General features: G+C 63.1%; 18 protein-coding genes. 14 read left to right on the top strand and 4 right to left on the bottom strand.

Annotated elements, in window-relative coordinates:
* The first annotated feature begins 8 nt into the window (after positions 1-8).
* From AB4O23_RS21905 to AB4O23_RS21870, 8 genes are all read left to right on the top strand, one after another.
* The gene (locus tag AB4O23_RS21905) at positions 9-1,499 is read left to right on the top strand and encodes an aldehyde dehydrogenase family protein (protein WP_068936444.1); all 1,491 of its coding nucleotides are present in this window, start codon (positions 9-11) and stop codon (positions 1,497-1,499) included.
* 28 nt (positions 1,500-1,527) lie between these two features.
* Positions 1,528-2,322, top strand: a complete 795-nt coding sequence (locus tag AB4O23_RS21900) for an SDR family NAD(P)-dependent oxidoreductase (protein WP_017526977.1) — start codon at positions 1,528-1,530, stop codon at positions 2,320-2,322.
* Between the two features lie 12 nt (positions 2,323-2,334).
* Complete coding sequence (locus AB4O23_RS21895) at positions 2,335-3,375, top strand: YCF48-related protein (protein ID WP_460060535.1); 1,041 nt, start codon at positions 2,335-2,337, stop codon at positions 3,373-3,375.
* Positions 3,376-3,386: 11 nt separating this feature from the next.
* The gene (locus AB4O23_RS21890; protein WP_017526979.1) at positions 3,387-3,845 is read left to right on the top strand and encodes a VOC family protein; all 459 of its coding nucleotides are present in this window, start codon (positions 3,387-3,389) and stop codon (positions 3,843-3,845) included.
* 15 nt (positions 3,846-3,860) lie between these two features.
* Entirely contained in the window at positions 3,861-4,463 is a 603-nt protein-coding gene (locus tag AB4O23_RS21885) for an amino acid synthesis family protein (protein ID WP_017526980.1), read from the top strand.
* Between the two features lie 61 nt (positions 4,464-4,524).
* Positions 4,525-6,132 (top strand): bifunctional 3-(3-hydroxy-phenyl)propionate/3-hydroxycinnamic acid hydroxylase, encoded by a 1,608-nt coding sequence (locus tag AB4O23_RS21880; RefSeq protein ID WP_460138623.1) that lies wholly within the window; start codon positions 4,525-4,527, stop codon positions 6,130-6,132.
* Entirely contained in the window at positions 6,129-6,908 is a 780-nt protein-coding gene (locus AB4O23_RS21875; protein WP_017526982.1) for a 2-keto-4-pentenoate hydratase, read from the top strand. Before AB4O23_RS21880 ends, AB4O23_RS21875 begins: the two co-directional genes overlap by 4 nt.
* Positions 6,909-6,984: 76 nt before the next feature.
* Entirely contained in the window at positions 6,985-7,926 is a 942-nt protein-coding gene (locus AB4O23_RS21870) for a helix-turn-helix domain-containing protein (protein WP_065878594.1), read from the top strand.
* 435 nt (positions 7,927-8,361) lie between these two features.
* On the opposite strand, the gene AB4O23_RS21865 is transcribed toward AB4O23_RS21870, so the two are convergent.
* The 4 genes from AB4O23_RS21865 to AB4O23_RS21850 all read right to left on the bottom strand — a co-directional run bounded on the left by AB4O23_RS21865 (position 8,362) and on the right by AB4O23_RS21850 (position 11,793).
* Entirely contained in the window at positions 8,362-8,724 is a 363-nt protein-coding gene (locus tag AB4O23_RS21865; protein ID WP_026067202.1) for a hypothetical protein, read from the bottom strand.
* Positions 8,725-9,013: 289 nt separating this feature from the next.
* The gene (locus tag AB4O23_RS21860; protein ID WP_017526985.1) at positions 9,014-10,105 is read right to left on the bottom strand and encodes an ATP-binding protein; all 1,092 of its coding nucleotides are present in this window, start codon (positions 10,103-10,105) and stop codon (positions 9,014-9,016) included.
* On the bottom strand, positions 10,102-10,830 hold the full coding sequence (locus AB4O23_RS21855; protein ID WP_017526986.1) for a response regulator: 729 nt from the start codon (positions 10,828-10,830) through the stop codon (positions 10,102-10,104). The genes AB4O23_RS21860 and AB4O23_RS21855 overlap by 4 nt, the downstream gene beginning before the upstream one ends.
* A gap of 135 nt (positions 10,831-10,965) precedes the next feature.
* Positions 10,966-11,793, bottom strand: coding sequence for a helix-turn-helix domain-containing protein (locus AB4O23_RS21850; protein ID WP_017526988.1), 828 nt, complete (start codon positions 11,791-11,793; stop codon positions 10,966-10,968).
* A gap of 184 nt (positions 11,794-11,977) precedes the next feature.
* On the opposite strand from AB4O23_RS21850, the gene AB4O23_RS21845 reads away from it, so the two are divergent.
* The 6 genes from AB4O23_RS21845 to AB4O23_RS21820 are packed head-to-tail and all read left to right on the top strand — an operon-like array spanning position 11,978 to position 18,275.
* Positions 11,978-13,117 (top strand): tyramine oxidase subunit B, encoded by a 1,140-nt coding sequence (locus tag AB4O23_RS21845; protein ID WP_065878590.1) that lies wholly within the window; start codon positions 11,978-11,980, stop codon positions 13,115-13,117.
* A 33-nt stretch (positions 13,118-13,150) separates the two neighbouring features.
* Entirely contained in the window at positions 13,151-13,573 is a 423-nt protein-coding gene (locus tag AB4O23_RS21840) for a RidA family protein (RefSeq protein WP_017526990.1), read from the top strand.
* Positions 13,574-13,631: 58 nt separating this feature from the next.
* Positions 13,632-14,924: an NAD(P)/FAD-dependent oxidoreductase gene (locus AB4O23_RS21835; protein ID WP_460060528.1), complete on the top strand. Its 1,293-nt coding sequence runs from the start codon at positions 13,632-13,634 to the stop codon at positions 14,922-14,924.
* Positions 14,925-14,977: 53 nt separating this feature from the next.
* Complete coding sequence (locus tag AB4O23_RS21830; protein WP_017526992.1) at positions 14,978-15,826, top strand: alpha/beta fold hydrolase; 849 nt, start codon at positions 14,978-14,980, stop codon at positions 15,824-15,826.
* A complete protein-coding gene (locus tag AB4O23_RS21825) occupies positions 15,823-17,034 on the top strand; it encodes a multidrug effflux MFS transporter (protein ID WP_068936439.1) in 1,212 nt (403 codons plus the stop codon). The genes AB4O23_RS21830 and AB4O23_RS21825 overlap by 4 nt, the downstream gene beginning before the upstream one ends.
* Before the next feature lie 29 nt (positions 17,035-17,063).
* The gene (locus tag AB4O23_RS21820) at positions 17,064-18,275 is read left to right on the top strand and encodes an MFS transporter (protein ID WP_460116668.1); all 1,212 of its coding nucleotides are present in this window, start codon (positions 17,064-17,066) and stop codon (positions 18,273-18,275) included.
* Positions 18,276-18,278: the final 3 nt, after the last annotated feature.

The following is an 18,278-nucleotide window of genomic DNA, read 5'->3' as shown; positions in this document are numbered from 1 at the left end:
AGTCGATGATGAAGCAGCTTGATGTGTTACCCCAAGTGCGCGCGTTCCTGGCGCAACCCGGTCGCCTGTTCATCGGCGGAACCTGGCAGGACGCCGCCGGCGGTCGTCGATTTGCCGTGGAAAACCCGGCTACCCAGGAGACCCTGACGGAGGTTGCGCAGAGCGACGAGCGCGACGTGGATGCCGCCGTCGCGGCCGCCCGCGCCGCCTTTACCGGCACCTGGGCCATGCAGTCGCCGGCCCAGCGCGGTCTGTTGCTGTTTCGCCTGGCGGACCTTATCGACCAGCACCGCGAGGAGCTGGCCCAACTGATCACCCTGGAGAACGGCAAGACCATCGCCACCGCTCGCGGTGAAGCGGCCAGCGCCGCCACCATCATTCGTTACTTCGCCGGCTGGCCGACCAAGATCGAAGGCGGCACCTTGCCGGTTTCGCCGGCCAGCGGCGCGCCGATGCTCAACTACACCCTGCGCGAGCCGGTGGGCGTATGTGCCTTGATCGTGCCGTGGAATTTCCCGCTGAACATGTGCGTGTGGAAGCTCGGCCCGGCGCTGGCGACCGGCTGCGTGGCGGTGCTCAAGCCGGCGGAGCAGACGCCGCTGGTGGCGATCCGGCTGGTGCAGTTGATCGAGGCCGCGGGGTTTCCGGCGGGCGTGGTCAACCTGATCACCGGCCTGGGCGCCGAAACCGGCGCGCCGTTGGCGCAGCATGCGGATGTGGACAAGATCGCCTTCACCGGCTCCACCCAGGTCGGCCGGCTGATCGCCCAGGCGGCCACGCGCAACATGAAAAAGGTCTCGCTGGAGCTGGGGGGCAAGTCGCCCAACATCATCTTGCCCGACGCCGACATCGTGCGTGCCGCCAAGGGCGCCGCCGATGGCATTTTCTACAACCAGGGCCAGGTGTGCACCGCCGCTTCGCGTCTGTATGTACACGCCAGCGTGCTCGACCAGGTGCTTGAAGAGCTGCAACGCCATGCCGCCGCGCATGTGCTCGGCAACGGCCTGGACCCGGCGAGCAGCATGGGCCCGCTGGTATCGGGGCGCCAACTGGAGACGGTCAAGGGCTACCTGCAGCGTGGTCGGGAAGAGGGCGCCGAACTGATCTGCGGCGGCGAGCGTCCGGCGCACCTGGAGCGCGGTCATTTCATTGAGCCCAGCGTCTTTCTCGACCGTGCCGAGCGCGCCTGCGTGGCCCGCGAAGAAATCTTCGGCCCGGTGCTCACCGTGATGAGCTGGACCGAAGTCGACGAACTGGTACTGCGCGCCAACGATTCGCCGTACGGCCTGGCCGCCGGCCTGTGGACCCGCGACCTGCGCTCGGCGCACCGCCTGGCGGCGCAGCTCAAGGCCGGTTCGGTGTGGGTCAACTGTTGGAACGTCGTCGATGCGGCTTCGCCGTTCGGTGGCTACAAGCAATCCGGCTGGGGCCGGGAAATGGGCAAGAACGTGATCGACGCTTATACCGAGACCAAAAGCGTATTCGTCGATCTGGCCTGAACTGAATCATCACTACGAGGTAGTTGCTATGGATCTGGAATTGAAAGGCCGCGTGGCCATCGTCACCGGCGGTGGGATGGGCATCGGCAAGGAAGTCGCACGTTTTCTGTCCGAGGAAGGCTGCAAGGTGGTGATCTGCGCACGGCGCATGGCGTTCCTGACCCAGGCCGCCGAAGAGATCAGCGCACAGACCGGCAATGAAGTGCTGCCGCTGTTCTGCGACACCAATGACATGAAGGCCGTGTCGGACATGGTCGAAGCGGCGCACAAGCACTTCGGGCGCATCGACATTCTGGTCAACGGTGCGGCGGCGCCATCCGGCGTGGTGCGCAATGACATCGAACATGCCGGCGACGACGAACTGCTGTCGGACCTCAATACCAAGGTGATCGGCTATTTCCGTTGCGCCAAGGCCGTGACCCCACACATGAAGGCCGCCGGCTTCGGGCGCATCATCAATATCGGTGGCCTCACCGGGCGCAGCAGCAAAGTGCTGTCGGGCATGCGCAACCTGGCCATCGCGCACATGACCAAGACCCTGTCCGACCAGTTGGGCGCCAGCGGCATTACGGTCAACCTGATCCACCCCGGCGTCGTGGACACCCCGCACATCCGTGAGCTGTACGAGCGCGAAGGGATCAAGCAGGGCAAGACCCCGGAGCAGGTCGAACAGGGCTATATCGATGCCACGCCGATTCGCCGCACCCTGGCGCCGATCGAAATGGGCTGGCTGATCGGCTTCCTCGCATCCCCCAAGGCAGGCGCGGTGACCGGCGAATCCATCGGCATCGACGGCGGCCTGACCCGTGGCATCTTCATCTGAGGAGCAACTGCGATGAGTAACGGAACCCTGTTAGTCGCCACCGTCGGCCAGGCGGTTATCCGCAGCGCCGACGACGGCAAGACCTGGCATCGCCTGGGCCTGGGGCAAGACCTGGAATTCGATGCGATCACCCGTTCGCTGAGCCTGCACCCCGGCACGCCGGAGGTGATCTATGCCGGCACCGATATCGGTTTGTGCGTCAGCCATGACATCGGCGGGCGCTGGCAACAGGTCGACTCGCCGTTCAACGGCCAGACCGTGTGGAAGGTGGCGGTGGACCCGCAGGATGCCCGGCGGATTTTCGTCGGCACCGGGGCGCCCTCGCGCGCGGTGCTGTGGCGCACCCTGGACGGCGGCGCAAGCTGGGACCGCGCGCCGGTGGAAATTCCTGAATTCTGCGATGGCGTCAGCCGTCCGCGTTTGCTGGCCTTCGCCTATGACCCCTGCGACCGCAACCAGCTGTGGTTCGGCCTGGAGGAGGGTGGGCTGTTCCATTCCCGCGACGGTGGCGACAGCTGGACCCGCGTCGATGACCGCCTGCTGTGGGACTTCAACTCGGACGTTCACAACATCGTCGTGCTGCCCAACCATGGCCAGAAAGTCATCGTGGTGGTGTGCGTCAACGCGGTCTATCGCAGCCTCGACGAGGGGCTGACCTGGACCGGCATCATCGGCCGTGAAGCCTTCGGCCTGTATTACCTGCGTGCGATGAACGCACCGCCGGGCTCGCAAGACACCGTGTACCTGAGCATTTCCGACGGCACCCCCGGCACCACCAGCAAGGTGCTGGTGTCGCGTGACGCCGCGCTCAGTTGGCAAGTGCTGCCGCTGCCGCAACAGCCTAACTCGTGTGTGTGGGCGCTAGCGTTCAACCCGGCCAACCCTCGGCAAATCGTCGCCGGTACCAAGTACGGTCACCTGTTCACCTCCGACAATGGCGGTGACGGCTGGCAGAAACACTGGCGCGAGTTCAGTGAAATCGCCGATGTGCTCTGGACGCCCGCGGTGGCGCAGATCAAGGCCGGGCACCAATCCATCGTCAAACAGCATTGAGGTAGCGAGCGATGAAAGTCGAAATCCTTCGCACTCACTTATCGCTATGGGTGAGTGATCCTGATGTGTCGGCGCGCTGGTACGCCGACATCCTGGGCATGCATGAAAGCGCCCGTGGCGAGAGCTGGGTGATGATGGCGTTTGGCACCAAGCATCACGACATCGCGTTGATTCGCGCAGAACCCGGCGCTCACCAGGGCGGGCTGGGGCTGCAGCACTACGGGTTGGAAATCGCCGGTGACATGACCACCTTGCGCCAGCTCTACGGCATGTTGCTGAAAAAGGGCGTGGAGGTGGTGAAGATCACCGACCACGAAATCGGCCATGGCCTGTACTTCAACGACCCCGATTGCAACCGCATGGAATTCTTCCTTGAGACCGAGCACGACGATGCGCGCGGCAAGGCTCGCTTCAAGGCGGCCGGCGCGCCGAGTCGCAACTACACGCTCGACCCCCTCGACCCTATTTGAACAAAGGTAAACAGCATGAAAAGCGCAAATTTCGCCAGCTATCACATCCGCAAATGGTACAGCTTCGTTGAAGAAACCCTGGCCAATGAGACCGGCCAACTGGCCGATGGCGAGCCGTTGTTCAAATACGCCGTGGCCGCCGTGATCGCCAACCCCTATGCCGGACGCTACAGCGAAGACCTCGGGCAATTGGTCGAGCCGTCGCCGCTGCTGGGCGAAGAGTTTGGTCGACGCATCCAGGCCCTGGCCGGCGCGCAGCCGATTGTCAGTTATGGCAAGGCGATCCTGGTGGGCAGCGCGGGCGAGTACGAGCACGGCAACGCGTTCCTGACCAACCCGGCGGCCGATCCGATTCGCGTGGCGCTGGGCGGCGGCAAGTCGTGGGTGCCGTCCACCGGCAAGCGTGGCGGCCCCGGCACCACCATAGACGTGCCGCTGGCCCATAAAGACGCGCTGTACGTGCGCTCGCATTACGACAGTATTTCCCTGACCTTCGGTGACGGCCCGTCGCCGGATGAGGTGGTGGTGATCTGGGCCTTCGCCACGCGCGGGCGTTTGCATGCGCGGCTGGGCGGCCTGCGCGCCGAGGATGTAAAAGGTATCGACGGGCTGCACTGATACGCGCCCGTGCTTGAGCGATGCTGGAACAAAAACCACAACAAGAAAGCGGTGAATAGCGATGAAGCAGGAGAAAACCCAGGTTGTCATCGTGGGCGGTGGCCCCAACGGGATCACGGCCGCGCACTTTATGGGCATGTACGGTATCGACTGCGTCGTCCTTGAGCTGGCCGACGGCATCCTGCCTTACCCGCGTGCGGTGGGCATGGACGACGAGGCGTTGCGCGTGCTGCAGGGCATCGGCATTGCCGAGCTGGCGGTGCGCGACATGATTTGCGATGTACCGCTGCGCTATTACAACGCGCGCGGCGTGTGTTTCGCCGAGGTCAAGCCAAGTGCCGCGCAGTACGGCTGGCCGATGCGCAATATTTTCATGCAGCAGCTGCTCGAAGGCACCTTGCGCGAACGGCTCGGGCAGCATGCCAGTGTCCAATTGCGCCAGGGCCATGAACTGCTTGAGCTGGAGCAGGACGAGCACGGCGTGACCCTGCAGGTACGCGACGCCGCTGGCGAGGTCTATGCACTGCAGACCGACTACGTGATCGGCGCCGACGGTGGCCGTTCCACCGTGCGCAAACAACTGGGTATCGAGCTGCTCGGGCTGACCCATCCGCGCAAATGGGTGGTGGTCGATACGGCCAACGACACCCTGGATGCGCCCTATACCGCGCTGCATGCCGATCCGCAGCGGCCGTTTGTGTGCATCTACCTGCCTTATCAGCAGCGGCGCTGGGAATTCATGCTGATGGAGGGCGAAGACGAAGCCAAAATGTGCGAAGAGGCGACGATTCGCCAACTGATCCATGGGCATATCGGCGACGCTGTCGACCAGCTCAATATCATCCGCATTCGTGCCTATACCCACCATTCGCGGGTCGCGGCGCGGTTTGTCCAAGGGCGAGTGGCACTGGTGGGTGATGCGGCGCACATTTCGCCACCCTGGGCCGGGCAGGGCCTCAACTCCGGCCTTCGCGACGTGGCCAACGTGGCCTGGAAACTGGCGGCGATCATTCAGGGCCGTGCGGCGCCGTCGATTCTGGCCAGCTACGACCAGGAACGCCGTGGCCACGCCACCGAGCTGGTGGCGCTGGCCGACAACATGGGGGCGGTACTGGGCCTGACCAATCCGCTGATGGCCGGCGTGCGCGACTGGTTGTTCCAGGCGGTGAACAGCGTCGACAACCTGCGCTCGCACTTGCTGGAGTTCAAGTTCAAACCCAAGGCCACCATCACCAAGGGCCTGGTTTATCACGAGCGCGCCGAGCTGCGTGAAGACGACCTGGTGGGCCAGTTGTTCATCCAGCCGAACATCGAAGACGCCCAGGGCCAGCGCCGCCGCCTGGACGAGATGCTGGGCAGTGGCTATGCCGTGCTTGGCTACCGGGTGAACCCGCGTGACCAGCTCAGCCAACCCATGGCCGAGTATTGGGCGCGTTGGGGCACGCGGTTCATTCAAGTCAACCGGTCGCGCAGCGGTGTGGGGCGCAACCAGCCGTTGACGGCCACCGACGCCCTGAGCGTGGAGGACGTGGATAACCGCCTGGGCGAATGGTTCTCCAAGGTGCGCGACTGCATCGTCGTGGTGCGTCCGGACCGCTTTGTCGCCGCCATCACCACCCCTGAACGCCTGGATGGCGTGCTGCGCAAACTGGCGGAGCAACTGTCATGAGCCACGACCATGACCTGCTTGAACAATTGCACCAGGCCGGGCGCCGCGCTCGGGCGCTCGCACCCCTTGCGCTAGAGGCGCTGGACCGGCAGCAGGGCTACGCGCTGCTGCATCAGGGCGTGGCGCGCCGCCAGGCGGCGGGCGAGCGTGTGAGTGGCTGGAAAGTGGCCCTCGCCGGCCGTGCGGCGCAAGCGCGTTTTGGCCTGGATGAACCGGTGTATGGCGCCCTTACACCTGCGATGGAAGTTGAACCGGGCAGCACGGTGCCGTTTACGCGGCTGATCCAGCCTAAGCTCGAGATCGAACTGGCGCTGGTATTCGGGCGCACGCTGGCGCCGGGCGCCTACAGCGACGAGGCGATTCTGGCGGCCGTGGCCGAAGTGGCGCCGGCGTTCGAGATCGCCGACTGCCGCTGGCAGGGCTGGCGTTTCGGGCTTGGTGCCTTCCTTGCCGATAACGCCGCCGCCGGGCTGTATTGCGTTGGCCCGCGTACGCCGTTCGATCCGGCACTGCATGGCTGCGTGCCCTATCGCCTGGAACACGACGGTGCGCCATTGGGGAGCGGCGACACTCAGCAGCGTGAAGACAGCCCGCTGTTGAACCTGTGTTGGCTGGTGCGGCGCCTGTTGGCAGCCGGGCAGGGCGTTGAGGCCGGGCAGGTTGTGCTGTCCGGTGCGCTGCTGGCACCGCTGGATATTCAGCCGGGCACGTATCGTCTGCACATGCTTGGCACGGAACTGGCTTTGGTTTTTCACGCGGGCATCGCGTCCGCGTAAACGCCAGCTGCCGTCAGGGATGACAAAGCCCCCTTCAGGCCCAAGCCACGCAACCGGCCGCCGAGGAACGACGAATATGCTCGCGCAAGTCCGCACCTTCAATGACTCTCAACAGCACGCCGTTTCGATCCAGGGCTGGCAGCAGGTGTATGACCAGCTCGGCCGTGGTTGCCTGACCAGCGAGCTGTGGCAGTTGTCCGGCGATCGCTTTCAGATCTTCCAGGAGGTGCTGGACAAGCGCGTGGTGCAGCACGGCCGCTCGCCCAAGGGACGCTTGTGCGCGGCCATGTCCCTGGGCAGCCCGCCGGTGGTTCAGGGGCAGCAGGTCAATGCGCAAAGTGTGGTGTTGCTGCGCGACGGCGAAGAGTTCGTGTTACATGCGCCGCAAGGCACGCACTTTTTTGCGCTCAACGTCGACGCCGTACGTTTTGCCAAACTGGCTGCGGTGGAATTATCCAATGATCAGCTCAAGCGCCTCACCAGCGTGTCGGCGCTCAGCGTGGATGAAACGTTACTGTTGCGTATTCGCCAGCGCATCCACCCGTTGTTTCGTCACTTTTTGGAACATGCGCACGCGATCAGCCCGGCGTCGGAAAAAATGCTCGAGGACGAACTGCTCGGTGCGTTCCTCGATCTGTTCAGCCACGCCGGCGATGAGGTGCGTTGCCGACGTGGCAATTTCGCGGTGAGTGCCTACCTGGTCCGGCGCAGCCAGGAACTGCTTATTGCCAGTGGTGATGCGCCGTTAAGCATTCTTGACCTGTGTGAGCAACTGCGCGTCAGTCGCAGGACCCTGCAGAACAGCTTCCAGGCCGTGACTGATATGCGGCCGGTCGAATACCTGCGCAACCTGCGCCTCAACGCGGTCCGGCGACAGTTGATCGCCACCCCCGCGTGCGAGAAAAACGTGGGTGAGATTGCTGTGGCCATGGGGTTTTTCCACCTGAGCCATTTCGCCACGCACTATCGTGAGCTGTTCGGCGAATCGCCGTCCGAAACACGCCGGGCACAGTACTGACACGACAAAGCGCGCTTCTACATGTTTGATCGCCATGTATCAGCTGGATCGGTAACTACGATGCGAAGCGAGCCGCTCTTGATCTTGCTTTAGATTTTGATCTCAGGCGCCCCGTCAAACACGCTGGCCGAAGGCAGGCTTGAGTCCGTGGGTAACCCGGCAGGACGCCGGGTTAGCCGCCCCGCGCCATGGATGGTGCGTGGCGGCGACCCACGGATTCAAGCCTGCGTTCGGGCACACCGAGCCTAAGCGAGGTGCCGAGTGTTGGGGCAAGAGCCCTTTTGGTTACTTTTGGGGCTCCTTTCCAAAAGTGACCCGCCGTAAGGGCGGAACCCTAAGCAGCCGTTACCGCAGCAACGGATATTTACTCGATCCAACATCCTGGTCGCCGGTCAGGCCGCCATCGGGGGCAAGCCCCTCCCACATTTGGCGGCGTTACGGACGGCATGGGGCACCTGTGGAGTGCGTCGAACGGTGATAGATGTCACGGGTGACGTCGAGCAGATAACGCGCTTCGTCAGTCATCAACAACAGGTCGATCTGGACTTCCTCGATAATGATTTCCAGCGTGATCAACAGGCCAATAGCCGGGGCAATGACCAGCCAGTGGTAATACGACAGCGTGACTAATGAAACGCACACGCCGATCAACCACAGCGCCAATACACATTGCGGCGCGTACTGCTGCAGGGGGATCCACACGCGTTGCAACTTTCTCAACTTAAACGCATAGAGCGTCAATGACGTTTCCAGTTGTTTAAGGTCGATAGAGTGCCGAGCTGAATGCTGTGTAGGCATAACAGTTATCCAAGTAACAACGTTAAACATCGGAGCCGGGCCATCGACGATGTGGCTATTGTTGGCCCGGGTGCCCACGGCCTGGCAGCGTTTGGCCGAGCCAGGCGACATTGACTGCGTTGACTTCCACCCATTCACCCCTGGCGGGAATCCCTTGGCAACTCATAAAAGCAATACAACGTCCGTGTGTGTCCAGTAAGGCAAAGTGGCGGTATTTTTTGACTCTTTTGAACAGGCCAATAGAGCAATGCATGCCATCACCTTGGTGCGATTTAGTACGGATAAGTTGTCAGGGTTGAGTCTTAAACAGCGCGGCGCCAGGCCAGCTGAGTTCAAATAACGTGCCGCTGTTGAGCGCGGTTCGACAGGTCACTGCGCCGCCATGGGCGATGGCAATCGCGCGTACTACGGTCAGGCCCAGGCCGCTGCCGCCCTGGGCGCGCGAGCGTGAACGTTCGCCGCGCTGGAACGCCTCGAAAATGTGCTCGGCGAACGCCGCGTCGACCCCCGGGCCCTCATCCGCGACCCTCAGGAAATGGCCGCGCTCGTCACTGCCCAGTTCGATGCTGACGATGCCCGGCGTGGCATGCCGACGAATATTGTCCAGCAGCGCCAGCAAGGCCTGGCGGATGCGATCGGCGTCGCAGTGCACGGGGCCCTTGCGCAGGTTTAATTGCAAGGCAAAACCGGCACCGTTCAGGCTGGGTTCGAACAAGCGAGCTTCAGCCTCCAGTGCGTCGGCCAGTTCCACCTCCTGAAGTGCCAGCTCCAAATGGCCGTTGTCGCTCATGCCCACCACGCGAAGGTCTTCGACCAGTCGGGTCAAGCCCTCGACCTGGCCCAGGAGGCTGTAGAACTGCGCGGTATCCGGCGCGAAAACGCCCTCGGCCAGCCCCTGCAGACGGCCGCGCAGGATAGTCAGCGGGGTGCGCAGTTCGTGGGCAATGGCAGCGTTCCAGAAGGCTTGTTCCTCGGCCATGCGTTTGAGTCGGTTGGCCATGCTGTTGAAGTCATTGACCAACAGGGCGGCTTCACCCAGGGAAAGATCGGGCGCCACGGCGCGGGCATCCAGGTCACCGTCAGCCAGGCTGCGCAGGCTCGCCGCCACCGAATTGAGCGGCGCCAGAATGCGTTTGGACAACTTGACGGCCACCGCCGCGCCGACCCCCAGGCTGACGCAGGTGATCAGGCCCATCCACACCCATTCCACGCCTGTGGGCAGCCATTCGTTCGCTTCCATTTCCAACTCCGTGGGTGGCGCGATTGTCCAGAGCACTGCGTAGAACACATAGGAACCCACCACCGCGAGCGCAATCACGCACAGGACCACGGCCGACATCGACACGATGATCTGCCGGCTCAGACTGTTGGCCACGTTCATGCCTGGCTCCCGAACCGGTAGCCGACGCCACGGATGCTGGCGGGCACGCCCTGCAGGCCGAGGTCTTCGATCTTGCGGCGCAGCTTGCTGATATGGCTGTCGACGGTACGCTCCAGGCTGTCGCTTTCCGGCGAGCAGAGCACCAGCAGTTCGGCACGGCTGAACACTCGGCGCGGCGCCTTGGCCAACTGGGCGAGCAACTTGAACTCGGTGACCGTCAGGTGCAACGGCTGTTTTTGCGTGCCGATGTGGACGTTCACCTCATGGCTGTCGATGTCGATTTCAAAGGCGTCGACGCGCAGTACACGGCGGTCGGCGCCATGGCCCTGTTCGCCGCAGCGGCGCAGCACGGCCTGGGTTCTGGCGATGACTTCCGCCGGGTTGAAAGGTTTGACGACGTAGTCGTCCGCGCCGATGCGCAGGCCCATGAGCTTGTCCATATCCTGGTCGTGCGCGGTCAGCATGATCACCGCCGTGTTGCCGCGATGGCGCAGCTCTGCCAGCACCTTCCAGCCGTCCAGCTTGGGCATCATCACATCGAGCAGCACCAGGTCCGGTTTGAGCTGCTGATGCAGTTCGAGCGCGCGACGCCCATCCGGCGCATGCGCCGTACGAAAACCCGCGCGCTTGAGGTAGGCCGTGAGGATGTCGGCGATTTCCGGTTCGTCTTCGGCGATCAGCACCAGCGCCTGGTGGGCGGGTGATGCAGGGAGTGATTCAGTCATGGTCTGCTCGTTCGGTGCACGGTTTTTCAGCAACGGGTTGGATGATGCACCGCAAGCATGCACGTTCAGCGAAGGTTTTATGGAGAAATGATGGAGAGGCGAATAAATATTCGTCGAGCTGGGAGGAGGGGCCGCTCAGGCGAAACGGATGCGCTCGTTGCAGGCGCTCTGCAGCATTTTGCGTTGGTAGTCGCAGGGGGTCGTGCTGACCAGCTTCTTGAAGTCGCGCAAAAAGTGCGACTGATCGGAAAAACCCAGGTCCAGGGCCAGGTCCGAAAACGATACGTCGTTGCGGGTGTTCAGGGTTTCCAGCGCCGCCTGGCAGCGAATGATCCGGCAGAACGTCTTGGGCGACACGCCGGTGTCCTGGCTGAACTGGCGATGAATCGTGCGGCTGGTGTAGCCACTCAGGTCTTCCAGTTGCTGAATGCGCAGGTCGCCCCGATGGGCCAGCGCTTGTTGAATGACCATGGCCGTGAGTTTTGAGGTCCTGCCCATCAGGCGCGGGGCCAGGTAGTCACTGAATAATTTCATCTGCTCGTGCAGCTGTGGGGCCTGCACGATGCTCTCGAAAATGCGCTGGGCAAAGGCCGACACTTCCAGCAGGTCCCATTCCTGTTCGGTCAGGTCTTCGGCCACCACATTGATGAAGCCTGGAATCACCCCCGGCGCGAAGCGCACGCCGAAGTAGTGGTGATCCTGCAGCAGCTCGACCCGTTGCGCTTGCAGCGGTGTGCCACAGATCCTCACGCTGGGGCGCGTGGCGTCGCAGTCGAACACGATGTCCACGCAGCCGTCCGGCACCGCCAGCAGGTCCGCCGAGTGGGCCACATCGAAGGCGTAGAAATGCGAGATCGCCGGGTGTTGGGAAGGCATGACCGAATAGCGCGATGAGTTGAGCACGAACCAGGGTTGTTCGTACGCGGTGTGGTGCCGCAGCGTTGGCGTACTCGGGTTGATCATGAGCGGACTCGGGTTGGCTAAAAGCGGGAATATTCACGCATTTTTCGCGCCAACTCAGACGAGCGGGCCGGGCCTTGATGTCCGAAATTTACAATACCGGCGCAAAACGCGCCGTGATACTCGACCTCGATAGCGTGGGAGCAGCGCCTACCGCAGCGATATCACCTTCAGCCCGAGAATAACTATGTCCACTACTACAAAAATAGACTTCATCTACCTGTCCGAGCAGGACATGATCCGCGCGGGCGTAACCGATATGCTCGCCTGTGTGAATACCATGGAAGAGATGTTCGGCCTGCTCTATAGCGGCGACTATCGCATGGCCGGGCCGAACAATGATTCCCATGGCGCGATGGTGGTATTCCCCAAGGATTCGCCGTTCCCGAACATGCCCAAGCCCACCGCCGACCGCCGCATGATGGCGATGCCGGCCTACCTGGGCGGCAGCTTCTGCACCGCGGGCGTCAAATGGTACGGCTCCAATATCGCCAACCGCGAAAAAGGCCTGCCCCGCTCGATCCTGATGTTCACCCTCAACGACCCCGACACCGGCGCACCGCTGGCGCATATGTCCGCCAACCTGCTGTCGGCCTACCGCACCGGCGCCATCCCCGGCGTGGGCGCGCGGCACCTGGCGCGCAAGGATTCGAAGGTAGTCGGCCTGCTCGGCCCCGGGGTGATGGGCAAGACCACGCTCGCCGCATTCATCGCCGTTTGCCCGCACATCGACACCTTGAAGATCAAAGGCCGTGGCGAGAAAAGCCTGAACGATTTTATTGCCTGGGTGAAAAACACTTACCCGCAGGTGACCACGATCAAGGTGGTCGACAGTCTCGAAGAGGTGGTGCGTGGTTCCGACCTTGTTACTTATTGTAGCTCCGGCGAGACAGGCGACCCCTCGATCTACCCAATTGTGAAGCGCGAGTGGGTCAAGCCGGGGTGCTTCATGGCGATGCCGGCATCGTGCTCGCTGGATGAAGGCATGGAGCGCGCCGACGTGCGCAAGGTACTCGACAACACCGGCCTCTACGAAGCCTGGTTCGAAGAGCTGCCCAAGCCTGCGCACCACTGCGTGCCGGTGATTGGTGTGCGGTTCATGGACATGATCGCCGAAGGCAAGATGCAGCACGCAGAGCTTGAAGACATCGGCAAGATCGTCGCCGGTGATGCCCAGGGCCGTCGCAACGATGAAGAGATCATCATCATGTCGGTGGGCGGCATGCCGGTGGAAGACGTCGCCTGGGGCACCGTGGTGTACCGCAATGCCGTGGAAAAAGGCATCGGCGTGAAGCTCAACCTGTGGGAAACCCCCGTCCTGCGCTAAGCCAACCTTTACCCCACTGACGAGACCTGTGACATGACTAAAATCATCAAGCTCAAAACCGGTTCCCCCTTTGAAGACCAGGCCAGCTATTCGCGCCTGGTGGTGGTGGATAACTGGATCTATGTGTCCAATACCGCCGGGCGCAACCCGCAGACCAAACTGATCCCTGAAGACATCCTCGAGCAGACGCACCAAGTGTTCGCCAACATCGAAACCGCGCTGGCCGCCGTCGATGCAAGCCTGGCCGATGTGGTGTGCTCGCGGGTATTTATCCAGGACCCCAAGGACGTGCCGGCGGTGATGGGCCTGATCGGCGAGAAATTCCGCGGTGTCGATCCGGCGAGCACCGTGACCTGCCCGCCGTTGGGTTCGACGGTGTACAAGGTGGAGCTGGAAGTGACGGCGTATCGCAACGCCTCCAAGGCCCAGGTCGAAGTGATTCGCCTGGCGCAATAACCCGTCCCGCGGCCGCGCCCTCGCGCGGCCGACCTCAATTGTTTTGCGAGTCCTGATCATGGCCCCGACTATTGCGCCCGTGAATACGTCCACCGAGTTTCCCACCGCCACCGCCGTTGTCATCATCGGCGGCGGCATTATCGGCTTGAGCGCTGCACTGACACTGGCCGAACGCAATATCCCGGTGGTGGTTTTGGAAAAAGGCCGTATCGCCGGCGAGCAGTCCTCGCGCAACCTGGGCTGGGTGCGCAAGACCAGCCGCCACGCGCACGATATTCCACTGGCCCTGGCCGCTGACCGCTTGTGGGCGCAAATGCCCGAGCGGGTCGGTGCGGACGTGGGCTACCGCCAGGAAGGCATCATGTTTGTCGCCCATAACGAGGCGCAAATGGCAATGCATGAAGGCTGGCTTAAATCGGTCGAGCAGTTGTCGCTTGACTCGCTGTTGCTGAGCAAGCGCGAGATCGAAGCGCTGGTGCCGGGCGGCGAGGGGGCCTGGGCCGGCGGGATCTACACGCCGTCCGATGCGCGTGCCGAACCGACCCTGGCCAGCAGCGCGATCGCCAAGGCCGCCATGGCGCTGGGCGTGGTGATCATCGAACAGTGCGCGGTGCGTACGCTGCAGATGTCGGCCGGCAAGGTCAGTGGCGTGGTCACCGAAAAAGGCGAGATTCGTTGCGACCAGGTGTTACTCGCCGGCGGCATGTGGTCGCGGCGCTTCCTGGGTAACCTGGGGGTGTCGCTGCCGACCCTGGCCTTGACCTGTTCGGTGTTGCGCACCCATCCGATGCAGGGCCCCACCGAAATTGCCGTGGGCGCGCCGGACTTTTCCTTTCGCAAGCACAAGGATGGCGGCTTCATCATTACCCAGCGCGGCAAGCTGGACGCGTTCCTGACCCTCGATCACCTGTTGCTGGCCAAGCAATACATGCCGCAATTTCGCGCGCAGCGCAGTGTGTTGAACGTGTCGCTGGGCAAATATTTCTTTAACGACCTGGCACTTGCGCGGCGCTGGTCGGCTGACAGTGTCAGCCCGTTCGAGCGCGTGCGCGTACAGGACCCGGCGGCCAACCCCCGGCTCAATAACGATGCGATGAACAACCTCAAGGCCGCCTGGCCGGTGTTCGAGCAAGCGCGGATAGCCGAGGCCTGGGCGGGCACGATCGATGTGACGCCGGACTCCAACCCGGTGATCGGGCCGGTTGCGCAAATCCCCGGCCTGACCGTGGCCACCGGTTTCTCCGGGCACGGCTTCGGCACCTCGCCGGCGGCAGGCCATTTGGCCGCCGATATCGTCAGCGGGCATACCCCGATCATCGACCCGAGCCCCTATCGGTTTGAGCGTTTCTAACGAGGTCCACCCCCCACGCCCCTCGCTTTTACCCGGATTAGCGGAGCCACCCTATGCACCCGGACAGCCGTTTTTTCACCAATCGTTCAGGCCTGAACCTGCATGTGCTGCGCTGGGGCAACCCGAGCGGCGTGCCTTTGGTCTTGCTGCACGGCTTGCGCGCGTACGCCCAGACCTGGGAGTCACTGGTCGATGCACTGGGCGATGGCTATTGCATCTATGCCCTGGACCAGCGCGGTCGCGGGCTGAGTGACTGGGCGCCGGCCGCCAGCTACCACACCCAATCCTATGTGCACGACTTGGAGGACTTCGTCGCCCATGTCGGCTTGCAGCGCTTCGTGTTGTTGGGGCACTCGCTGGGGGGCGCCAACGCGCTGGAGTATGCACGCCAGCATCCGGGGCGCTTGATTGGCCTGATCATCGAAGACATCGGGCCCGGTTCCTCAAGCCAGGGCGACGGTGCGGCGCGCATTCGTCGCGAGATGGCCCAGACCCCGTTGCGTTTCGACACTTGGGACGCCGCCCGCGCCTTCTGGCAGGCGTCGCGGCCCGGCTTGTCGGCAGCGGGCCTGACGTCGCGGCTGGCGCATTCGATGAAGGAAAGCGCGGGCGCGATTACCTGGCGCCACGACCAACAAGGTATCGCCGAGGCGCGCCTGAGCATTGAGCCGACCGACCTGTGGCCGGCGGTACGCGCCCTGGATTGCCCGACCTTGTTCATTCGAGGTATGCGCTCGGACTTTCTGCCGGCGGCGACGCTGCAAGCCCTGCGTGACAGCAATGCGTGGGTGCGCACGGCGCAGGTGGCGGATGCCAGTCACTATGTGCATGACGACCAGGGCGAAATCTTCAACCGGCTGGTCATCGAGTTCCTGGATAGCCTCGCGATTGCGGGTCAATGAAGACGCAAGCACGCCTGATCGCACTGTTGTCATCGCTGACGGCCTTCGGGCCGTTTTCGATTGATACTTACCTGCCCAGCTTCCCGCAGATCGCCGAGGACCTGTCGACCAGCACCGCGCAGGTGCAACACACCATCAGCGCCTTTCTCGCCGGGTTGTGCCTGGGCATGTTGTGCTACGGCCCGTTGTCGGACCGTTATGGCCGTCGTCCGCTGTTGCTGGGCAGCCTGGCGTTGTATGTCGTGGCGACCCTGGGTTGCCTGTTTGCCGGCAGCGTCGAGCAGTTGATTGCCTGGCGCTTTGTCCAGGCGTTGGGCGGGGCGGGTGCGTTGGTGCTGGCCCGCACGGTCGCCAGGGACCTGGTGGGCCTGGTGCAGGCGGCCAAAGTGCTGTCGTGGATGCACGTGCTGACCATGATGGCGACACTGGTCGCGCCGATGATCGGCACCTGGCTGGTATTGATCCAGGGCTGGCGCACGATCTTCGCGGCCTTGTTCATCCTGTCCAGCCTGTGCCTGTTGCTGGTTGCGGTGACCTTGAAAGAAAGCCTGCCGCCGCAGGAGCGGGGGGCGTCGGTGCAGGCGGCGTTCGCGGCTTACCTGGCCATTGCCCGGCAACCCAGGGCGGTGGCGCTGATCTTGTGCATGTCATTGGCGTTCGGCGGCATGTTCGCCTTTATCACCGCCTCGCCGTTTGTGTATGTCGTGTACTTCGGGGTGTCGCCACGCATGTTCAGCGCGCTGTTCGCCCTGAATATCCTCGGCATCATCCTGGTGACCTTTATCAACGCACGCTGGGTGGGCCGTTATGGGCCGCAACGCATGCTCGGGGTGGGCGCCATGCTGGCGTGCGGGGCAGGGCTGGCGCTGCTGATCGTGGGGTTTACCGGCTGGGGCGGGCTGGCGAGCATCGTGGGTTGCATGGTGCTCTATATGGGTGTGACCGGCTTGCTCGGCGCCAATTGCACGGCCAGCCTGATGGCGCTGTTCCCGCGCCAGGCCGGTGCAAGCGTGGCCTTGGGGATTTCGGTGCAATTCGCTATTGGAGCGCTGGCCAGCCTGTGGGTCAGCCACTTGGCTGATGGCAGCGCCTGGCCGATGTGCCTGGTGGTGGGATGTTGTGGGCTGGGTTGCCTTGTTGCCTATGCAGTCAGCCTGCGTATGCCTGCCCGCGCGGTCGCGGTGCAGGATGTTGTCGAGCAAACGTGAGCCGCTGTTAAAAAAACCAGGATATTGGAATGAAAACTACAAAAATAAATCCGATCGATAAAACCTCCGTCTATGTGTGTGCAGGGCTGGTCTCGGGCGCAGGTGCGCTGTTGTTGAACGTGCTGCCCTTGCTGTTTGGCGCGTTTGCCGAGCGTTTTGGGCTTGGCGAGCACCAACTGGGCAACCTGGCGATGGCCATGAACCTGGGGTTTGGCGCGTTCGGGCTGGCGTCTTTGCTGTGGATTCACCGGCTCAGTTGGCGGGTCATTTCGGCGTTGTCGTCGGCGCTGGTGGTGGGGGCGATCCTGTTTGTGCTGCGCAACCCGTCCTATCAAGCGCTGCTGGTGATCATGGCCCTGGCGGGCGCCGGCACAGGTGCCTTGTATGCCCTGGCGATGACGATTTTCGGTGACAGCTCGCAGCCCGAACGTGCGTTTGGTTTCAAGCTGGGTATCGAGACCGTGCCGGGCGCCTTGCTGCTCATCGTGCTGCCGGTGGCGGTGGCCCCGGTGTGGGGGTTTGAAGGTATGTTGATCACCATCGCGATTGCCATGGTGGTGATGGGGATCCTGCCGCTGCCCTGGGTGCCGCGTCGCAGCGAGCGGCAACGGGATGCGGCCGGTGCCCAGGTGCGGATTGCCAGCGCCGAGAGTCGCACCATCGTGTGGTTGAGCCTGGTGGCCAGCCTGGTGTTCCTGACCGGCATTATGTCGGTATGGGCGTTCCTCGAGCTCATGGGCAAAAAGACCGGCCTGGCTTCCGACACCATCGGCATGGTGCTGGCGCTGGGGTTTTTGATCAATGCGGGCGGTGGCTTCATCGCGTCGGCGATCGGCCTGAACGTGGGGCGCTTCATGCCGGTGGCCGTGGTTATCCTCGCAGAGTTGCTGGGCCTGGTGGCACTGGCGCAGTTCGCTTCCCTGACGAGCTACGTGATAGGCGTGATCTGTTTTCTGTTTTCGATCGGCTTCGTGCTGACCTATACCTTTGGCGTCATGGCCGAGTTTGACCTCTCGGGCAAGCTCGTCGCGCTGGGCGCGCTCTGCCTGTCCCTCGGCGCGGCGTTCGGGCCGGCCATCGGTGGGTTTCTGATCGAGGCATTCGGCTACTCGGCGGTGTTGGTGTTCTCGGGTGCCTGTTCGGTGGCGGTGCTGGCCATCTATGGTGCGGCGGTGTTGAGAGCCCAACTGGCATTCCAGCGTACCCAGGCTGCGGGCAGCGCCGTTATGTCCGGGGTGTGAGCG

It is taken from the genome of Pseudomonas sp. H2_A10, from assembly GCF_054680085.1.
This window is presented reverse-complemented; position numbering and strand designations above follow the sequence as displayed.

What these genes read in the sequence shown, in the direction of transcription:
- AB4O23_RS21880 (WP_460138623.1), top strand. Translation starts at nt 4,525, where the DNA reads ATGAAGCAGGAGAAAACCCAGGTTGTCATCGTGGGCGGTGGCCCCAAC.
- AB4O23_RS21820 (WP_460116668.1), top strand. Translation starts at nt 17,064, where the DNA reads ATGAAAACTACAAAAATAAATCCGATCGATAAAACCTCCGTCTATGTG.
- AB4O23_RS21840 (WP_017526990.1), top strand. Translation starts at nt 13,151, where the DNA reads ATGACTAAAATCATCAAGCTCAAAACCGGTTCCCCCTTTGAAGACCAG.
- AB4O23_RS21845 (WP_065878590.1), top strand. Translation starts at nt 11,978, where the DNA reads ATGTCCACTACTACAAAAATAGACTTCATCTACCTGTCCGAGCAGGAC.
- AB4O23_RS21900 (WP_017526977.1), top strand. Translation starts at nt 1,528, where the DNA reads ATGGATCTGGAATTGAAAGGCCGCGTGGCCATCGTCACCGGCGGTGGG.
- AB4O23_RS21875 (WP_017526982.1), top strand. Translation starts at nt 6,129, where the DNA reads ATGAGCCACGACCATGACCTGCTTGAACAATTGCACCAGGCCGGGCGC.
- AB4O23_RS21830 (WP_017526992.1), top strand. Translation starts at nt 14,978, where the DNA reads ATGCACCCGGACAGCCGTTTTTTCACCAATCGTTCAGGCCTGAACCTG.
- AB4O23_RS21835 (WP_460060528.1), top strand. Translation starts at nt 13,632, where the DNA reads ATGGCCCCGACTATTGCGCCCGTGAATACGTCCACCGAGTTTCCCACC.
- AB4O23_RS21885 (WP_017526980.1), top strand. Translation starts at nt 3,861, where the DNA reads ATGAAAAGCGCAAATTTCGCCAGCTATCACATCCGCAAATGGTACAGC.
- AB4O23_RS21860 (WP_017526985.1), bottom strand. Translation starts at nt 10,105, where the DNA reads ATGAACGTGGCCAACAGTCTGAGCCGGCAGATCATCGTGTCGATGTCG.
- AB4O23_RS21850 (WP_017526988.1), bottom strand. Translation starts at nt 11,793, where the DNA reads ATGATCAACCCGAGTACGCCAACGCTGCGGCACCACACCGCGTACGAA.
- AB4O23_RS21865 (WP_026067202.1), bottom strand. Translation starts at nt 8,724, where the DNA reads ATGCCTACACAGCATTCAGCTCGGCACTCTATCGACCTTAAACAACTG.
- AB4O23_RS21870 (WP_065878594.1), top strand. Translation starts at nt 6,985, where the DNA reads ATGCTCGCGCAAGTCCGCACCTTCAATGACTCTCAACAGCACGCCGTT.
- AB4O23_RS21825 (WP_068936439.1), top strand. Translation starts at nt 15,823, where the DNA reads ATGAAGACGCAAGCACGCCTGATCGCACTGTTGTCATCGCTGACGGCC.
- AB4O23_RS21905 (WP_068936444.1), top strand. Translation starts at nt 9, where the DNA reads ATGAAGCAGCTTGATGTGTTACCCCAAGTGCGCGCGTTCCTGGCGCAA.
- AB4O23_RS21855 (WP_017526986.1), bottom strand. Translation starts at nt 10,830, where the DNA reads ATGACTGAATCACTCCCTGCATCACCCGCCCACCAGGCGCTGGTGCTG.
- AB4O23_RS21890 (WP_017526979.1), top strand. Translation starts at nt 3,387, where the DNA reads ATGAAAGTCGAAATCCTTCGCACTCACTTATCGCTATGGGTGAGTGAT.
- AB4O23_RS21895 (WP_460060535.1), top strand. Translation starts at nt 2,335, where the DNA reads ATGAGTAACGGAACCCTGTTAGTCGCCACCGTCGGCCAGGCGGTTATC.